Source organism: Rheinheimera sp. MM224 (assembly GCF_947090785.1).
GTDB lineage: Bacteria > Pseudomonadota > Gammaproteobacteria > Enterobacterales > Alteromonadaceae > Pararheinheimera.
This window is the reverse complement of record NZ_OX352320.1, coordinates 3610922-3629992: the sequence shown is the minus strand read 5'-3', so window position 1 is coordinate 3629992 and position 19071 is coordinate 3610922. Positions and strand designations below refer to the sequence as shown.

15 protein-coding genes are annotated in these 19071 nt (G+C 46.6%); 13 read left to right on the top strand and 2 right to left on the bottom strand.

All coding sequences use genetic code 11. The annotated features are described in order from the left end of the window. Window positions 1-38: 38 nt before the first annotated feature. The 5 genes from queA (at window position 39) to secF (ending at window position 5667) form a co-directional block, all read left to right on the top strand. Window positions 39-1073 carry a tRNA preQ1(34) S-adenosylmethionine ribosyltransferase-isomerase QueA gene (gene queA, locus OM978_RS17155; RefSeq protein ID WP_264343498.1) on the top strand — a complete coding sequence of 345 codons (1035 nt, stop codon included), beginning with the start codon at window positions 39-41 and terminating at the stop codon, window positions 1071-1073. Window positions 1074-1344: 271 nt separating this feature from the next. Next, entirely contained in the window at window positions 1345-2478 is a 1134-nt protein-coding gene (tgt, locus tag OM978_RS17150; RefSeq protein WP_264343497.1) for a tRNA guanosine(34) transglycosylase Tgt, read from the top strand. A 36-nt stretch (window positions 2479-2514) separates the two neighbouring features. Continuing rightward, window positions 2515-2853 carry a preprotein translocase subunit YajC gene (yajC, locus tag OM978_RS17145; RefSeq protein WP_233081393.1) on the top strand — a complete coding sequence of 113 codons (339 nt, stop codon included), beginning with the start codon at window positions 2515-2517 and terminating at the stop codon, window positions 2851-2853. A gap of 12 nt (window positions 2854-2865) precedes the next feature. Continuing rightward, on the top strand, window positions 2866-4716 hold the full coding sequence (gene secD / locus OM978_RS17140; RefSeq protein ID WP_264343496.1) for a protein translocase subunit SecD: 1851 nt from the start codon (window positions 2866-2868) through the stop codon (window positions 4714-4716). A 9-nt stretch (window positions 4717-4725) separates the two neighbouring features. Further along, on the top strand, window positions 4726-5667 hold the full coding sequence (gene secF / locus OM978_RS17135) for a protein translocase subunit SecF (protein ID WP_264346965.1): 942 nt from the start codon (window positions 4726-4728) through the stop codon (window positions 5665-5667). Between the two features lie 70 nt (window positions 5668-5737). On the opposite strand, the gene ybaL is transcribed toward secF, so the two are convergent. Continuing rightward, a complete protein-coding gene (gene ybaL, locus OM978_RS17130; RefSeq protein WP_264343495.1) occupies window positions 5738-7450 on the bottom strand; it encodes a YbaL family putative K(+) efflux transporter in 1713 nt (570 codons plus the stop codon). 764 nt (window positions 7451-8214) lie between these two features. Here ybaL and OM978_RS17125 point away from each other — a divergent pair. Beyond that, entirely contained in the window at window positions 8215-9456 is a 1242-nt protein-coding gene (locus tag OM978_RS17125; protein ID WP_264343494.1) for a malic enzyme-like NAD(P)-binding protein, read from the top strand. Window positions 9457-9521: 65 nt separating this feature from the next. On the opposite strand, the gene metJ is transcribed toward OM978_RS17125, so the two are convergent. Next, the gene (gene metJ, locus OM978_RS17120) at window positions 9522-9857 is read right to left on the bottom strand and encodes a met regulon transcriptional regulator MetJ (protein ID WP_008900448.1); all 336 of its coding nucleotides are present in this window, start codon (window positions 9855-9857) and stop codon (window positions 9522-9524) included. A 202-nt stretch (window positions 9858-10059) separates the two neighbouring features. Here metJ and metB point away from each other — a divergent pair, with 202 nt between their 5' ends. From metB to argB, 7 genes are all read left to right on the top strand, one after another. After that, window positions 10060-11334, top strand: a complete 1275-nt coding sequence (gene metB / locus OM978_RS17115) for a cystathionine gamma-synthase (protein ID WP_264343493.1) — start codon at window positions 10060-10062, stop codon at window positions 11332-11334. Window positions 11335-11347: 13 nt separating this feature from the next. Continuing rightward, window positions 11348-13735: a bifunctional aspartate kinase/homoserine dehydrogenase II gene (gene metL, locus OM978_RS17110; protein ID WP_264343492.1), complete on the top strand. Its 2388-nt coding sequence runs from the start codon at window positions 11348-11350 to the stop codon at window positions 13733-13735. Window positions 13736-13743: 8 nt separating this feature from the next. Then, a complete protein-coding gene (metF, locus tag OM978_RS17105; protein ID WP_264343491.1) occupies window positions 13744-14646 on the top strand; it encodes a methylenetetrahydrofolate reductase in 903 nt (300 codons plus the stop codon). A 13-nt stretch (window positions 14647-14659) separates the two neighbouring features. Continuing rightward, window positions 14660-15193, top strand: coding sequence for an RNA 2',3'-cyclic phosphodiesterase (thpR, locus tag OM978_RS17100; protein ID WP_264343489.1), 534 nt, complete (start codon window positions 14660-14662; stop codon window positions 15191-15193). Window positions 15194-15270: 77 nt separating this feature from the next. Continuing rightward, window positions 15271-17025 (top strand): C4-dicarboxylic acid transporter DauA, encoded by a 1755-nt coding sequence (dauA, locus tag OM978_RS17095; protein ID WP_264343488.1) that lies wholly within the window; start codon window positions 15271-15273, stop codon window positions 17023-17025. Window positions 17026-17244: 219 nt separating this feature from the next. After that, window positions 17245-18285, top strand: a complete 1041-nt coding sequence (gene argC / locus OM978_RS17090; protein ID WP_264343486.1) for an N-acetyl-gamma-glutamyl-phosphate reductase — start codon at window positions 17245-17247, stop codon at window positions 18283-18285. Beyond that, complete coding sequence (gene argB, locus OM978_RS17085; RefSeq protein ID WP_264343485.1) at window positions 18282-19052, top strand: acetylglutamate kinase; 771 nt, start codon at window positions 18282-18284, stop codon at window positions 19050-19052. The genes argC and argB overlap by 4 nt, the downstream gene beginning before the upstream one ends. Window positions 19053-19071: the final 19 nt, after the last annotated feature.

The following is a 19071-nucleotide window of genomic DNA, read 5'->3' as shown; positions in this document are numbered from 1 at the left end:
GAAGGGTAAACAGTTTGTCGGTAAAGCGGACTAGACATATGCAAGTAAAAGATTTTTCCTTCGAGCTGCCAGAGCAGCTGATCGCAAGTTTCCCTAAGGCTGAACGTTCCAGCAGTCGTTTATTAAAAATGCAGCGCCAGACTGGTGAGTTATCCCATCTGGTGTTCACTGATTTATTGGCTGAACTCAATAGTGGCGATCTATTGGTATTTAATAATACCCGCGTGATACCGGCCCGTTTATTTGGCCAAAAAGAGTCAGGTGGCAAAGTTGAAATTCTGGTTGAGCGGGTACTTGATAGCCAGCGCTTTTTAGCTCATGTGCGCGCCAGTAAAGCGCCTAAACCAGATACTATTATTCTGGTCGATGACAACACAAAGCTGAAAATGCTGCAGCGTCACGATACTTTGTTTGAGCTGGAGCTGTTAGGCGAAGAACCTTTGCTTGGGATGCTGGACAGGTTGGGGCATATGCCGCTGCCTCCTTACATAGACAGACCAGACAGCGACGAAGACAAACAACGTTATCAGACGGTGTATAACCAGAAACCTGGTGCTGTAGCTGCACCCACTGCGGGTTTACATTTTGATGAGCCTTTATTGGCGGCGTTAAAAAACAAAGGTGTTGAGTTTGCTTATGTCACTTTGCATGTTGGGGCTGGTACTTTTCAGCCGGTGCGGGTGGACAATGTGCTGGACCACCAGATGCATGCTGAATACATCGAAGTGGATCAGGCTGTGGTTGATGCGATTCACGCCTGTAAAACCCGTGGTAACAGGGTAGTTGCGGTAGGCACTACGTCGGTGCGTTCACTGGAATCTGCTGCTCAAATCGCATTACAGCAAGGCAAGAACTTACAGCCATACAGCGGCGATACCAAAATCTTTATATATCCTGGTTACCAGTTCCAGGTCATTGATGGTTTAGTCACTAACTTCCATTTACCTGAATCTACTCTGATTATGCTGGTCAGCGCCTTTAGTCAAAAAGACTATGTGATGCAGGCCTATCAAACTGCCATAGAACAAGAATATCGCTTTTATTCCTACGGCGATGCGATGCTGATCCTGTAAATTTTTCTCAATCGATCGTAGGGGCGGGTCTTGTACCCGCCCGTCTATTAATACCGCGATGTCCATCGGCGGGTTGGGGCAAGCCGCAACCCCTGCAAACCCTCCGACCTCCAATTGCAATTCAATCTCACGCGGTTTGGCCGCGCCCATTTCGATGTAGCGTCAAGTACAAAGGCTATACCGCTTTAAGGGTGGGGTTTGGCCTTTGCTTCTGCTACAATCGGGCGCGAAAAAAGCCGGACTGTTTTTCTGGCAGATACTGAGGTAGAACGTGAAATTTGAATTATTAAAAACCGACGGTAAAGCCCGTCGTGGCCGTCTTGTATTCGAGCGCGGCATTGTTGAAACTCCTGCATTTATGCCAGTGGGCACTTATGGCACAGTCAAAGGTATGACACCTGAAGAGCTGGACGCTACAGGTGCACAGATCTGCTTAGGCAATACCTTCCATTTAATGCTGCGTCCAGGCACTGAAATCATCAAAAAACATGGTGATTTGCATGACTTTATGAACTGGCACAAACCTATTTTGACCGACTCTGGTGGTTTTCAGGTGTTCAGTTTAGGTGAACTGCGCAAAATTAAAGAAGAAGGTGTGACCTTCCGCTCGCCGCTAAATGGTGAAAAAATCATGTTAACTCCTGAGCGTTCTATGCAGGTGCAACGTGATTTAGGCTCAGACATCGTAATGATTTTTGACGAATGTACGCCGTACCCTGCGACAGAGCAGCAAGCGAAAAAGTCGATGGAAATGTCACTGCGCTGGGCTAAACGCAGCAAAGATGAGCATGGTGATAACCCGTCTGCGCTCTTTGGTATTATTCAGGGCGGTATGTACCCGCAGCTGCGTGATATCTCTTTACAGGGCCTTGAAGAGATTGGCTTTGATGGTTATGCCATTGGCGGTTTATCCGTTGGTGAGCCGAAAGAGGATATGATTAAAATTCTTAATCACACCACAGGCCAGATGCCGCAACACAAGCCACGGTATTTAATGGGTGTGGGTAAACCTGAAGACATAGTTGAAGCGGTGCGCCGTGGTATTGATATGTTTGACTGTGTGATGCCAACCCGTAATGCCCGTAATGGTCATTTGTTTGTCAGCACTGGTGTGATTAAGATCCGCAACGCCAAACACAAAGATGATCCATCTACTTTAGATGCAGAATGTGATTGCTACACTTGTAAAAATTATTCTCGGTCATATCTACACCATCTGGACAGATGCAATGAGATTTTGGGCGCTCGCTTGAATACCATGCACAACTTGCATCATTATCAGAAATTAATGCAGGGCTTACGTGCAGCTATAGCTGAACAAAAGCTGGAAGAGTTTGTGGCTGAGTTTTACCAGAAACGGGGTATGGAAGTACCTTCGCTGGAAGCTAGCCTTACAGAACAATAAGATTTCATTTTCAATTAAAACTTTAGGGGACATGTTATGAGTTTATTTATTTCTAATGCATACGCCAACGCACCAGCTGCAGCACCTGCTGGTGGTGGCTGGGATTTACTGATTATGCTGGTGGCCTTTGGTCTGATCTTCTATTTCCTGATCTACCGCCCACAAGCTAAACGCGTAAAAGAGCATAAAAACCTGATGTCTGCTTTAGGCAAAGGCGATGAAGTATTAACACAAGGTGGTTTAGTTGGCCGTATCGCTAAAATTGCTGACGATAAAGACTTTGTTGCTATCGCATTAAACGATACCACTGAAGTGACAGTGCAGAAATCTGCTATCGCTGCCGTACTGCCGAAAGGCACGATGAAATCACTGTAAAAGGATTTTAATGTGTTAAACCAGAACTCCATCTGGCGGTATTTATTGGTGATCATCGTGATGGGCGTCAGCATGCTGTACGCCCTACCGAATTTGTATCCCAATGATCCGTCCTTACAAATCAGTGCGACACGTGGTGCTGATGTTACTCAGCAAACTGTGGATCAGCTGCAAAAATCTTTTACTGAACAAGGTTTAACACCTAAATCAGCTGTATTGGAAAAAGGCCAGGTGCTGGTTCGTTTTTTAAATACAGAAGACCAGTTGGCTGCCCGTGAAGTGGCAACCAAAACTTTGGGTGATAACTTTGTAACCGCATTAAATCTGGCTCCGGCAACTCCGGCATGGCTGGATGCTATAGGTGCAGCCCCAATGAAGCTGGGTCTGGACTTACGTGGTGGTGTGCATTTCCTGATGGAAGTGGACATGAAAACTGCGATGGAAAAAAACGTCAACGATTTAGTGCAGGCTTATCGTTCAGATTTACGTGAAGGCAAAGTACGTTACCGTGCCGTGACCGCCGATGTACCAAATTTACGTGTCAATCTGAGTTTCCGTACTGCTGAAGATTTAGCCGCAGCTAAAACTTTATTAAGTGCAAAAGACCGTGATATGACTTTTACTGAAGCTGATGATCTGACACTGATCGCAGCTTTTAGCGAAATAAAAATCAAAGCTTTACGTGAAGATGCGGTGGCACAAAACATCACTATCATCCGTAATCGCGTAAATGCCATTGGTGTGGCAGAACCTTTAGTGCAGCGCCAGGGCGCTGAACGTATTGTGGTTCAATTGCCAGGTGTGCAGGATACGGCCCGTGCCAAAGAAATTTTAGGTGCAACAGCGACTCTTGAATTCCGTATGGTGGATGAGGCAGGCGATTTACAAAGTGCTATTGATGGCCGTGTACCTCCGAATGCTCAGTTGTACAAAGACCGTCAGGGTCGCCCTGTACTGTTGCAAAAACGTGTGATGCTGACGGGTAACCATATTATCGGTGCCAACAGCAGCTACGACGAATACAGCCGTCCTCAGGTGAATATCGATTTGGATGCGAAAGGGGGTAATACCTTCTCGCAAGCCACTAAAGAAGCTATTGGTAAATCAATGGCGACCGTGTTCATTGAATACAAACCTACAGATAAAAAAGATGCGCAGGGCCGCACTATTCTTGAGAAAAAAGAAGAAGTGATTAACGTCGCCACTATTCAGGCACGTTTAGGTCGTAGCTTCCGTATCACAGGGGTAGACAGTCCGGCTGAAGCACAAAACCTGGCGCTGTTATTACGTGCTGGTGCTTTGATTGCTCCTATCCAGATTGTAGAAGAACGTACCATAGGTCCAAGTCTGGGTCAGGAAAACATTGAGCTGGGTACTAACGCCATTATGTGGGGTATGATCCTGACTGTAGTGTTTATGGGCATTTACTACAAAGGCGTAGGTATGGTGGGCAACCTGGCGTTGGCCAGTAACGTGGTGTTGCTGATCGGCGTATTGTCTATGGTGCCTGGCGCTACTCTGACGTTACCTGGTATGGCGGGTATCCTGTTGACCATAGGTATGGCCATTGATGCCAACGTGTTGATTAACGAGCGTATTCGTGAAGAGCTTGAAGCAGGCCGTTCGGTGCAGCAAGCTATACATGAAGGTTATAACAGGGCATTTGCCACTATTACCGACTCGAATATCACAACCTTCCTGGTCGCGTTAATACTGTTTGGTTTAGGTTCTGGTCCGGTCAAAGGTTTTGCCGTGACTTTGGCCTTGGGTATTATCACTTCTATTTTTACCGCAGTCACAGTGTCGAGATTGTTTGTCAATCTGATCTGGGGTGGTCGTAAAGTTGATAAGTTACCTATATAAGGAATTATGATGAGACTTCTTCATTTTAAAGAACCACTCAACTTTATGCGCTTTAAGTGGCCGGCACTCGCCTTTTCTACCTTATTGGTATTAGGCTCATTGTTTGCTGTATTCACTAAAGGCATTAACTTTGGTCTGGATTTCACCGGCGGTATAGTGGTTGAAGCTGGTTTTGAAAAGCAGGCGGACCTGAATAAAATTCGTGATGCTTTAGCTGGCAATGGTTTCCCTGACGCTATAGTGCAGTACTTCGGCACTACGACTGAAGTGATGATCCGTATTGCACCTCGTGCAGATATTGACCAGGCTGTGGTAGGCAATCAAATCATTGAAGTCATCCAGAAAGTGGAAGAGGGTGAGGTAACCAAGCGTCGCGTTGAAAACGTGAGTGCTTCAGTAGGTGATGAACTAAAAGATGACGGTATGCTGGCGTTATTGGCGTCCTTTATCGGTATCATGATGTATGTCGCCTTCCGCTTTGAATGGCGTTATTCAGTGGGTGCTGTCATGGCTTTGGTACATGACGTTATTGTCACTATGGGCTTGTTTGCTATCACTGGGATGGAATTTGACCTGACGGTGCTGGCAGCCTTACTGGCATTAGTGGGTTACTCCATTAACGACACCATAGTAGTATTTGACCGTATCCGTGAAATGTTCCGTAAGTTACGGGATGCTACAGTGGAAGAAACGGTCAACGACGCTATTACCTCTACTTTAAGCCGTACCACTATTACTTCCGGTACTACTGCATTATCACTGGTTGCCTTGTTTTATATGGGCGGTCCGCTGCTGCACGGTTTTGCCGCAGCTTTATTGTTTGGTATTGCTGTAGGTACTTATTCGTCCATTTTCGTCGCGAGTTCAATCGCAGTATTCCTGGGCGCAAGCCGTGAGGATTTATTGCCTGAAGTGATTGAAAAAGAAGGCGAGAATACTCCTTCGCTTTAAGGGTGTTTTGCGTTAAAAAAATGGGAGTGCACTGCACTCCCATTTTTTATAGCTCAAGAAAAGTAGAACTTTAATGACTGGCTGTTTTTACCGAGGTTTCGAAATAAGTCAGAGTAGCAAGAGTCATACTCTGTGCCAGCTCATCCTCACCTAAAAAAACCTGTCCCAATTGGTCTTGTTTTAGCAGCTCTACTTCATCTTCATTGTGTGTGCGCAGTATCACCTGAATGTCAGGGTTGACCAGTCGGGCGCTGTGCACCGTTTTACGCACATCTATGGTTTCAGGTGTGGCAATCACCAGTACTGCTGCGTGCAGAATATGCGCCTGGATCAGCACTTCTACTTCAGTGGCATCCCCAAACACGGCCGGAATTCCTTGCTGTCGCAACTGCTCCACTCTGTCATGATTTTTGTCGGCAACGACAAAAGGAATATTTTGTGCTGACAGACCTGCAGCTATCCTGCGACCTACCCGGCCATAACCAACCAGTACCACCTGATTTTCCAGATATTTTCTATCCGTATCCATAGGCAATTCACTGAAAGGGTCAGCTCTGCTATCCAACTTACGCGCCAAGGCTGAGCGTTTTAATACCCATGTATTTAACGGTGACACCATAGCAAACAGCAAGGGGTTCAGTGCTATAGACAATAAGGCACCGGCCAGAATTAAGCTCATGCCTTCCTGCGGCAATAAACCCAGCGTCATACCAAGACCAGCCAGAATAAAGGAGAATTCACCTATCTGAGCCAGACTTGCAGCCACTGTCAGTGCTGAATTCAGCGGGTAGCGGAACAGCAACACCAGCACAAAGGCGGCAAAAAACTTACCCAATACAATAATGGCCAGTACTATCAGTACATGCAAAGGTTGCTCTACTAAAATCGCTGGCTCAAACAACATACCCACAGCGGCAAAAAACAGCACGGAAAAGGCATCACGCAGCGGCAAAGACTCTTCAGCTGCTCTGTGGCTGAATTCCGATTCCCGCATCACCATGCCGGCAAAAAATGCACCTAAAGCAAAAGACACATGAAAGAGTTCTGCCGCGCCATAAGCAATACTGATAGCTCCGGCTATCACAGCCAACGTAAAAAGTTCGCGTGAACCTGTGCTGGCAACCTGCCATAACAGCCAGGGGAAAACTCTGCGTCCTACCACCAGCATCAAGACCACAAAAGCCACAACTTGCAACAAGGTTTGGCTGATGGTCCACCATAAAGGACCAGTTTCTGTCTCTACTGTTGCAGTGCCACCCAACAAGGTGGCTAAAGGCGGTAGCAACACCAGCACTAACACTGTGGCTAAATCTTCCACCACCAGCCAGCCGACGGCAATTTGACCATTTCTGCTCTCCAGCACACCTTTAGCTTCCAGTGCTTTTAACAGCACCACTGTACTGGCGCAGGATAAACACAAACCAAAGACCAGGGCTTCACCAAAGGTCCAGCCCCAGGATTGAGCGACAAAAAAGCCAAGCAAAGTGGCCAAACCCATTTGCACTATGGCGCCCGGCACAGCGATATTTTTTACCGACATCAGATCTTTGACAGAAAAATGTAAGCCAACGCCAAACATCAGCAGCATCACACCAATTTCAGACAATTGTGAAGCTATATGCAGATCAGCAACATAACCAGGGGTTGCCGGGCCTATGATGATACCGGCCAACAAATAGCCGACCAAAGCGGGCAGTTTCAGGCGCGCAGCTATTACACCTAAAATAAGTGCCAAGCCAAAAGCGGCGGCAATAGTGGTAATTAAGGAGACATTATGTTCCATGCAGAGCCCTCAAGTAATAAGCCTGTTGCAGGGACCTGAAACTATAAAACTGATAGTGTTTTCGTACACTAATTCACAGCGACTCAGGTGTGATAAGACTTGAGTTGGAAGAAATGCTTCTGTCACCACAGTGCGTGGTAAAGAGACAGAAATTGCGTATAAATTTTATTCTGCCTGCCGAACTGCTAATCGTCAATAGTTATATGTATATGTTTTTTTATTCCATAAAGAGATTAGCAGTTGTGTGAAGAGAGTTTATTGATATTGAAATTTTTATTATCTGCATAAGCTGATTGGTTGATATTTGTGCTTTTTTATTTCATCTGTTTGAAATTAATAGATAATTTAAATCGTCAGCTGAACTTTATGCATAAAGAGCCAAAGAGTCTGCATCTTTATCTGCTTAAAGATGCCGAAAAACTGCATAGCTGTGAAATTTAGCCTAAAGAGGTCTGTCCAGTGTGGGTTTAGCCCTTGGCGCTCTGAGTTAAACTTGTTATAACAGACGTGCAGAGCTCTATTGTTGAAGTTTTCAGCAGTCTGAACCGTACTGGCACACCCTACAAAAATGCCTGACGGAGCAGAGAAAACATCAGAACAGAGTCTGAAAATGTAAGCTTGCTCACTGGTACGATCTGAAAATTAGTGGTTCTAAAGAACAGGCTTGCTCTTTAGAATGAGCCACCTTTTGGGTTGCACCACAGCTCATAGCAAATAAAACACTATAGCCCACAGGGCATACTTACTCATGGAACCTCTTACCTATGTCAGATTTTCGAGAACAGGCGCTGAAGTATCACGCCGAGCCTAAACCGGGCAAAATCAGTATTGAAATCAGTAAACCAGCTGAAACCGTCAGAGATCTTGCTTTGGCATACAGCCCGGGTGTGGCTGAACCAGTGCGCGAAATTGCCAACAATATAGATGATGTATACAAGTACACAGGCAAAGGCAATCTGGTGGCTGTGATCAGCAATGGTACTGCTATTTTAGGTTTAGGTAACTTAGGCCCTATGGCGTCTAAACCCGTAATGGAAGGCAAAGCTTTGTTGTTTAAACGTTTTGCTGGCCTGGATTCTATTGATATCGAAGTGACTCATCGCACTACAGAAGAGTTTATCGATACAGTGGCCAATATCGCCGATACCTTTGGTGGTATTAACCTTGAAGATATTAAATCGCCTGAATGTTTTGAAATCGAAAAAGAGCTGATCAGACGCTGCAATATTCCGGTTTTTCATGATGATCAGCACGGCACAGCTATTGTTACTGCTGCAGGTTTATTGAATGCGCTTGAAATTCAGGGCAAAGACATCAGTAAAGTGGTGATTGTCTGTTTAGGTGCTGGTGCAGCTGCTATTGCCTGTATGGAACTGTTGATCAAATGTGGTGCGAAACGCGAACATATTTATATGCTCGACACCAAAGGTGTGATCCACACCCGCCGTAATGATTTAAATAAATACAAAGAGCTATTTGCCAATAATACCGACAAGCGCACGCTGGAAGATGCAATGGATGGCGCTGACGTATTTGTCGGTGTGTCTGGACCTGATGCTTTGCCAGCCGAAGCCTTAAAACTGATGGCGGACAAGCCGGTGATTTTTGCCTGCTCGAACCCGGATCCGGAAATTAAACCTGAACTGGCGCATGCCCAGCGTAGCGATCTAATTATGGCGACAGGCCGTTCGGATTACCCGAACCAGGTCAACAACGTCTTATGTTTCCCATTTATTTTCCGTGGTGCTTTGGACGTGCGTGCCAAGGTCATTAACGATGAGATGAAACTGGCAGCAGTGCATGCCATTCGCGCTATCGCCAAAGAGCAGGTGTCGCAGGCAGTTTTGACAGCTGCTCAGGTTGAGTCGCTGGAGTTTGGTGCACAGTATATTATTCCAAAGCCAATGGACCCACGTTTATTATCCCGTGTTGCCCGAGCTGTGGCAGAAGCTGCTGTGGCATCAGGAGTGGCGCGTTTGCCATTACCAGAAAACTATATGCAGTAAATAGAAAGGGGTCAGAGTAAAATTAAATCTTTGATTTAATTTTACTCTGACCCCAATTATTCAGCTTACTCTTCGTCTGAATCCGCTTCCTGGATCACAGGAATTGGCTTACCCATACTGGTTAAAATGTTACGCACTTCCACTGGAATTTGATGTGGATTGTCTTTGCGTAAATCTTCATCTGCAGGCAAAGGCTGGCCAGTGAACGCATGCAAAAAAGCTTCACATAATAATTCGCTGTTGGTGGCATGACGCAGGTTGTTGACCTGGCGGCGGGTTCTTTCATCTGTTAACACTTTCAATACGTTCAACGGGATAGAGACTGTAATCTTTTTCACCTGTTCGGACTTCTTTCCGTGTTCCGCATAAGGGTGAACATACTCACCATTCCACTTTGCCATAGGGATACCTTGATTGAATTTAGTTATATGGTCTGCTGACCTTTGCTACGTTGCGCACGTAATTGGACGAAATTTTACTTCTTTATACTCCCGAGTACAAACTCTGCGCAAGATTTAATAGTACAGACGTCTAAATGTTTTGACTTCTTATTTTTTCTGGGTATACTTTTAGACGTCTAAACATCTAAATTTGAGGTTTTTTATGAGCAAACAACACTCAGCCACAGTAGCTGCCCGCGCCGGAATAGCGCAGGACTCTGCATATGGTGCTGTTACGCCGCCTTTGTATTTAACCTCAACTTATGAACTCAAAGCTTTTAGACAACCGGGCAAATACGATTATTCACGCTCGAATAACCCAACGCGGGATTTGTTAGGCGATGCGTTGGCAGAGCTGGAAGGTGGTGCTAAAGGCTTAATTACCGGCACTGGCATGTCAGCTTGTCTGCTGGCGCTGCAATTGATTGGCCCGGAAGATACTTTAGTCATTCCTCATGATTGTTACGGTGGCAGTTATCGTTTATTCCTGAATTTAGCCACTCGTAAAAAAGCCTTTAAGCTGGTAGTGGTAAATTTCCAGCAAGCCGACTGGGCTGAACAAATTAAAGCGGCGCAGCCAAAAATGATTTGGGTTGAAACCCCAAGTAACCCATTGCTGCAAATTACTGATGTCAAAGCCGCTGCAGAGCTGGCAAAAACACTGAATGCGATTTTGGTGGTAGACAACACTTTCTTATCACCGGCTTTGCAAAACCCGATAGCTTTGGGCGCTGATATAGTGATTCATTCCACGACCAAATTTATTAATGGCCACAGCGATATCATAGGTGGAGCTTTAATTGCCAAAGACGCTGCAGTGGGTGATGAGCTGAAATGGTGGGCGAATTGTTTAGGTGTCACTGGTGGCGCTTTTGATGCGTATCAGACTTTACGTGGCCTGCGCACTTTATTACCCCGTATTAAACAACATCAGCACAATGCACAACTGGTGGTGGATTTCCTGCAAAAACAGCCACTGGTGGGCCGCGTCTATTACCCTGGTTTAAAAGATCATCCGGGTCATGCCATTGCCAAAGCACAGCAGCACGGTTTTGGTTCCATGCTGAGTTTTGATTTAGCCGCCGATGAAGTCTATTTAGCAGTATTTTTTGAAGCCCTGCAGTGTTTCACTTTGGCTCAGTCTTTAGGTGGCATTGAAAGCTTAATTTGTCACCCTGGTTCTATGACTCATGCCTCTTTAGATGCAGCCACACAAAAAGCCGCTGGTATAGGCCCGACTTTAATTCGTTTATCTGTGGGTATTGAAGAAGCACAAGATTTAATAGCCGATCTGGCGCAGGCTTTTGCTGCTGTAGATGCGGCGGTAAAACAAAACACTAAAACACAAAAGGTTCTGTCAGAGCCTGCAACCGCAGACAAAGCAAAAGACGAACAACAGCAATTCAGATTAAACCCAGCGCTTAGCGTGTTGTGGTAAGTAGTGGTGAGTGATGAGTAGTCCATTAAATCATAAAAACACAGTGCATAAATTTGGCGGCAGCAGCTTAGCCAGTGCTGAGCGTTTTTCTGCGGTCGCCGCTATTGTGGCAAAAGAGCCAGAAGCCTGGGTGGTGGTATCAGCACCTGGCGACACCACTGATGAGTTATTAGCTTTAATCGACAGCCGCGAACAACCAGAGCTTTTTGCTGTACTGTTACAGCAACTGGCGGAAAAGCTGGGTTTACTTATTCAGCGCACTTTAAATGAACAAAACGCGGCTGCGCTTATCAGCAAAGTGCAAAGCTGGTTCGCTGAAGTGCCGGGCTTTTTAGCTAGTGCTCAGTTTAACGATGTGCTGGCGATAGGTGAGCGTTTATCCAGCCAGTTATTGGCGGCTTTACTGAATCAACAAGGTCTGACCGCCACTGCTATTGATGCCCGTGATTTTTTACGTTTAGATGGCAGCGAAGTGCAATACGAAGTGTCCTCTTCATGGCTGGCTCCTTTTGAAAGCACAGGCATTAAAGTGGTGACTGGGTATATAGCCCGTGATTTACAAGGCAACAGCATCACCTTAGGCCGTAATGGCAGTGACTATTCAGCCACTATAGTGGGCCGTTTAGTGAAGGCTCAGGCTATTCATATCTGGACTGATGTGGATGCAATTTACAGCGCCGACCCACGTAAAGTGCCTTCAGCCCGGGCTTACCGTCAGGTGCCATGGCAACAGGCTTTAACTTTGGCTCAGCTTGGTAATCCGGTGTTACACGCCAAAACTTTAAGTCCTTTATTGGATGCTCCAGCCGATTTAATAGTACGCAGCAGTTTTGAACCGAATCACCCTGGCTGCAAAGTCAGCCAACAAGCCGCTATTGAAGTGCAGTTTTTAACTGACTTAACACAAGCTGCATTAGTGACTGTGCCTGCAAGTTGCAAATTAACTGCTGCAGCTGTGGCTTCCGCCTTACAAATTACTGTCTTTGCAGCACCTAAAGCTGCGGATCAGTGGATAGTGGCCAGCAATCAGGTGGATAGCTTATTAAGTTATCTGGCTGGTCAGCAAGTATTTGCACGGGTGAATCCTCAGGCATTTCATGCGGTGGTCTGGGTGAAACCTGCAGCCCGTCAGCAAAAACAAGTTAATGCAGCAGCAGGGCGTTGGTTAGACCGTCAGCAAGCAGCTTTTAGTTTTGAAGACGAACAGCTGGCTTTATGGTTATTCCAAAGCGCTTTAACCTCTTTGGAGCTGACAGAGCTGCATCAGCTATTACTGCCAACTCAAGTGCAGCTGAATATAGTCGTGGCGGGCACAGGCAATGTCGGCGCTGAGTTTTTAGCTTTATTGGCGAAGCAGCAGCAAGCCTTTGCTGGTCAGATCAATTTAAAGCTGGCGGGTTTATTGAATTCCCGTCAGGCGCTTTTTGCCGAAAAAATTGATATTCACAACTGGCAGCAGGCGCTGTCTTTGGCTCCTGCTTATACTGAAGCTCAGTTGGAGCTGGCACTGCAGCAGTTGCCTGAACCTAAAGTGCTGGTGGATTTAACGCCAAGCCGGGCTTTTGCTGAACGTTATCCGCAGTTTATCAACGCAGGTTTAGATTTAATCAGTGCCAATAAACAAGGTGTGACCTTGCCACTGGCGCAGTATCAGCAGATTAAACAAGCGGCTGAACAGCAGCAGGTGCAGTGGCTGAGTAATACCACTGTAGGTGCAGGTTTACCGGTACAGCGTTTATTGCAGGAATTAAAAAGCAGCGGCGATACAGTACATAGGATCAGCGGTATTTTCTCCGGTACCTTGTCCTGGTTACTGGCAAAATTTGACGGCAGCAAAGCCTTTTCCGACTTTGTCTCAGAAGCGCAGCAACTAGGTTTAACTGAACCTGATCCACGCGATGATTTATCGGGTAAAGACGTACAACGTAAATTGCTGGTGCTGGCCCGTGAGCTGGATTTAGATTTGGATATTGATCAGATTGAATTGGAGCCTTTATTACCCGCTTCGTTAAGCGGTGGCAGCATTGATGACTTTTGGGCAGGGCGTGAAGTGCTTGATCAGGAATTAGCTAAGCTACAGCAACAAGCTCAGGCTGCGGGTAAAGTCTTACGTTATGTCGCCGATTTAAAGATAGCAGCAGGCAAAGCCAAGGCGCAGGTGTCTTTAGTGGCTGTAGAGCAGACTGATCCGCTGGCGGCCATTTTGCCTTGTGACAATATTTTTGTCATTGAGTCCGACTGGTATCAACAGAATCCATTGGTGTTAAAAGGCCCTGGCGCTGGTCGTCAGGTGACGGCTGGTGGTGTTCATGCCGACTTAGCCATTTTAGCCAAACAAAAAATTGCCGCTGCCAAAGCAGCTAAACATAGTCAGGCTCAGGCCGCAGCCTGGGTGAAGTGAGAAATAATATGTCTTTTGTCAGCGCACAGTATCTAGAGTCTATTAACCGCAACCTGCAGGATGTGGCAGGCAAGGTCAACGTCAGCTTTGAGTTTTTCCCACCAAAAACCGAGCAGATGGAAAACACCTTATGGCAATCGATTGAACGTTTAGCGCCTTTGGCACCTTCTTTTGTCTCTGTGACTTATGGTGCGAATTCAGGTGAGCGTGACCGTACCCATGACATTATTAAGTCGATTAAACAGCGCACCGGCTTAATAGCTGCACCGCATTTAACCTGCGTTGATGCCAGCCGTGCTGAACTTGAGCGTATTGCCAAAGACTACTGGGACAATGGCATTCGTCATATTGTCGCTTTGCGTGGTGATTTACCGCCGGGCAACAAAGAAAAACCAGCTTTGTATGCAGCAGATTTAGTAGAAATTTTACGTTCAGTGGCCGACTTTGATATTTCAGTGGCGGCTTACCCTGAAGTACACCCTGAATCACCAAACGCTCAGTTTGATTTACTGAACTTAAAACGCAAAGTGGATGCCGGTGCTTCCCGTGCTATTACCCAGTTCTTTTTTGAACCGGAAAAATACTTACGCTACCGCGACCGTTGCGCCGCTATTGGGATAGATGTCGAAATAGTACCGGGCATTTTGCCTGTGACGAACTTTCAGCAACTGACTAAATTCGCCAACATGACTAACGTAGCTATACCAGGCTGGATGAATAAAGCCTATGAAGGCCTGGATCAAGACGCCACCACCCGTAATTTGGTGGCAGCTAACATCGCTATGGATATGGTCAAAGTGTTAAGCCGTGAAGGGGTGAATCATTTCCACTTCTACACTTTAAACCGCTGCGAATTGAGTTATGCCATCTGCCACTTGTTAGGCGTGCGGCCGCAGAGTGCCATTGCCTGACGTCATGCATAGCATGAACGACAGATGTTTCCTCAGTCTGAAGTTCAGCCCAGAACAACAGCGGCTGTTGCATGCTTATCAGCAGCCGGCTTTTTGTCAGGATGCTAAATGGCACCCAGCCAACAACCTGCATCTGACATTGGTATTTTTAGGTCAGCAAGCTTTAGCTGTGCAACAGCAGTTATGGTTACAAAGCCTGGAAGTGCTTCACGAGCTACATCCTTTTGAACTTTGTTTTGACCAGCTGAATCAGTTTAGGCAGGCCCAAGTGCTATATCTCGGTATCTCTCAACCACCCGAAGCTCTGATGGCCTTACAACAACAGCTGCAACAGCTGGCGTTGCCTTTTCTGAATGCGCCAGTGCCGGAAATTTTCGTACCTCATGTCACCCTGGCGCGTAAGTTTCAGTCTGCAGACGCTTTTCCTTTATCTGTTCAGCCATTACGCCTGCTTTGTACAGAAGTGGCTTTGTATCACTCCATCAGCACTGAGCAGGGCGTGAGCTATCAGAGTGTCGAAACTTATACTTTAGTCCCAAAGAGCTGAATCTTTACACTAGATCAACACCTTAGCAGCTAGACTTAGTTACACTCAGCTTGTGTTTTGCCACTGGACGGATTCAGATGTCGCACCGCTCATATTTATTTTCTTTGCGTATGGGTCATGCGCTGCGGGAGTGTCTGGCTGAAGGTTATAGCTTTGGCGCTTTTAAGCTGGATCTAATGGCCGGTATCACTGTCGGTATTATCGCCATTCCTCTGGCGATGGCGCTGGCTATTGCCAGTGGTGTACCGCCGCAATACGGTTTGTATACAGCAGTTATCGCAGGTTTTCTGATAGCCCTGACCGGTGGCTCACGTTACAGCATTAGCGGGCCTACCGCGGCTTTTGTGGTTATTTTATACCCTGTTGCCCAAAGTTATGGTCTGGCGGGCTTGCTGCTTGCGACCATTTTGTCTGGTGTGATGTTGATCATCATGGCCGCTATGCGTTTTGGCCGTTTTATCGAATATATTCCCGAAGCTGTCACCTTAGGTTTTACCAGCGGTATTGCTGTGGTGATTGCGACTTTGCAAATTAAAGACGTCTTTGGTTTGCCGATAGACAAGCTGTCTGAGCACTATTTAGAGAAATTACAGCAACTGTCTTTTGCTTTACCCGATCTGCACTGGCCATCCTTGCTGGTGGCTGTTGTCACTTTAGTTGTGATGTGGCTCTGGCCTAAACTCAAATTGCCTTTACCACCCCATTTACCCGCCATAGTGATTGCAACAGCTTTGGCCTTAGCGTTGGCTCAGTTTGGGCTGGAGCTGGATACCATAGGTAGTCGATTTAGTTATCTATTGCCTGATGGCTCGCAAGGGCAGGGCATACCTGCTGTATTACCCGAACTGACCTGGCCCTGGTTGCAGGCAGGCCCTGGCGGGCAAGCCTTAGAGTTCAGTACTCAAATGGTGAAAGACTTATTGGCAGCAGCTTTTGCAATGGCGATGTTAGGCGCTATTGAATCCTTACTGTGCGCGGTAGTTTTGGACGGTATGACAGGGCGCAGGCACAGCGCGAATAGCGAATTATTAGGCCAGGGCATTGGCAATATAGTGGCGCCATTTTTAGGCGGTTTTACTGCAACAGCTGCTTTAGCCCGCTCTGCTGCCAATGTGCGTGCTGGTGCTCAATCGCCCATAGCCGGCATGATCCATGCGCTGGTGGTGTTATTGGCCTTGCTGGTACTGGCGCCTGTATTGGCCTATCTGCCTATGGCGGCTATGGCAGCTTTACTGTTGGTTGTCGCCTGGAATATGAGTGAAGCGCCTAAAGCTGTGCATCTGTTAAAAACAGCGCCCCGTAACGACATCATTATTTTCCTGATTTGTTTTGGCTTTACAGTGCTGTTTGATATGGTCATCGCCATCAGCTGTGGCATGGTCATAGCGGCCTTCTTCTTTGTTAAACAAGTGGCTGATATGACTCGCGTGGCGGATATCAGTCATAACAGAAAATACCTGACGGAGCCTTTGCCCGAAGGCTGGAAAGCATTTCGGGTCAGTGGTCCTTTGTTTTTTGCTGCAGCAGACCGGGTTTTTGGTGAGCTATCGGTCAAACTCAAGCAACAGCAAGGCGCTATTTTAGTGATGGATGCCGTGACGCTGATGGATGCAGGTGGACTCTCAGCTTTTACCAAACTGGTCAGTCTGGCTGAAAAGCAGGGCACTCATTTATTGGTGACAGACTTAACCTTTCAACCGCTAAAAACTCTGGCAAAAGCTAAGGTGCAACCTTTGCCTGGTATTTTGAGTTTTTATTCAACCTTAGCTGATGCGCTAAACAGCCTGCCAGGCCAGAACATCGATCCTCAAGGTGAAGCAGTGGGTCTTTGATTTAAGTCTGTTTGACTTCTGCCTTGGGCCATTTTGGTCTAAGCTGTGGTCTTTCTGCAGTGGATCTGGTGCTTGTTTGAATTTATGAATTAAATAAAATAAAAATTCACTAATTCAGCATAATAATTCTTGAAACTGCATGGCGAAGCCACTACACTGGCCACACTTTTTTGGCGTGGCCTTAATTTATTATTTTTGTTTTCGGAGACTCAGCGATCTATGTCCACTCAATCCACTTCCCCTACCACCAAACTGCGCAGCGCTGTATTAGGTGCTGCCGGCTATAGCGGCGCCGAATTGGCCGTTATGTTGGCACGGAATCCGTATTTTGAGTTGAGTTACGCTTTTGCTTCCGCTGGCCGTGCTGTTGAACCTTTTTCGAATTTATATCCACGTTATCAAAACGTTGTGGATGTAGTGGTACAGCCGTGGACTGATGATTTAGTGGAAGAGTTAGCAGGCAAACTGGATGTGGCTTTTTTAGCTTTACCACATGAAGTCAGTGAAGCTGTCACGCCTTTGTTATTGGCCAAAGGCATAGCCGTGTTTGATTTATCCGGCGCTTTCCGTTTAAAAGACCCGGCTTTGTATCCTAAATATTATGGCTATGAGCATCAGCATCCGGAATTACTGGATCAAGCTGTGTATTCACTGATGGAATGGCTGGATAAGCCGTTGCCACAGCTGGTGTCTGTGCCTGGTTGTTACCCAACTGCCTGTTCGCTGGCGTTATTGCCTTTGTTAAAAGCAGGTTTAGTGGCCGATGGCTGTATTCCTGTGATCAACGCCACCAGCGGTGTGTCAGGTGCGGGCCGTAAAGCAGCATTAAGTACATCATTTTGCGAAGTGGGCCTGAATGCTTATGGCTTCTTTAAACACAGACACAGACCTGAAATTGAGCAGAATTTAGGCCGAAAAGTGGTGTTTACGCCACATTTAGGCAACTTTAAACGTGGCATTTTGGCCACCAGCGTGGTGACTTTAAAGTCTGGCGTTACTGCAGAGCAAGTGGCTGCCGCTTTCCAGCAGGCTTATGCAGCTAAGCCATTAGTACGTTTAGTCAAACATTCGCCCAATGTGGCTGATGTGGCAGGCACGCCATTTTGTGATATCCACTGGCAACAGGATGGTGAGCAACTGGTGATTGTGTCCGCTATTGATAACTTACTCAAAGGTGCTGCTGCACAGGCGATGCAGGCGGCCAATATCAAATTTGGTGCTCCTGAAACCGCAGGTTTATTTGCAGGAGCAGCAGAATGAGCCAGACACCTTTAGTACTTAAAATGGGTGGCCGTTTATTACAGGATCAGACCGCTTTAGATGCCTTATTAAAAGTCTGTGCCCAGTTAAAAACTCAGTATCCAATAGTGTTGGTGCATGGCGGTGGCGATCAGGTGGATCAGTGGCTGGCTAAATTTGGGTTTACCACTGAAAAAATTGATGGCCAACGGGTATCTCCAGCTGAACAAATGCCAGTGATCACAGGTGCTTTAGATGGAGCAGTCAACGCTGATATGGTGGCTCGGGCGACATTACAGGGTTTAAATCCAGTGGGTTTAAGTCTGGCAGCAGGTGGTAGTTTAGCTTTTGATATTAATCATAAATTAGGCGCTGTTGGTATTGCCAAACCTAATAATCCACTACTGCTGAATACCTTATTGGCTCAGGGCTTTACTCCTGTATTCAGCTCTATTGGTTTAAGTGCCGATGGTCAGCTACTGAATGTGAATGCCGATATCGCAGCTGCTGCTATTTGTCAGCTGGTACAAGGCCAACTGGTATTGCTGACCGATGTGCCAGGAATTCTCGATGCCAATATGCAGCTTATCCCCACCTTAACTGCCGAAGAAGCCCAGCAACTGGTGCTTGATGGCGTGATTAAAGGTGGCATGAAAGTAAAACTGGATGCTGCGCTCGAAACTGCCCAAGCACTGAAACGTAATATTACAGTGGCAGGATGGCAGCATCCGGACGATTTATTAAAGTTGATGCAACAAGAAGCAGTAGGTACTTGCATCGTGTATTGATCCCGAAACAAAACAGCGC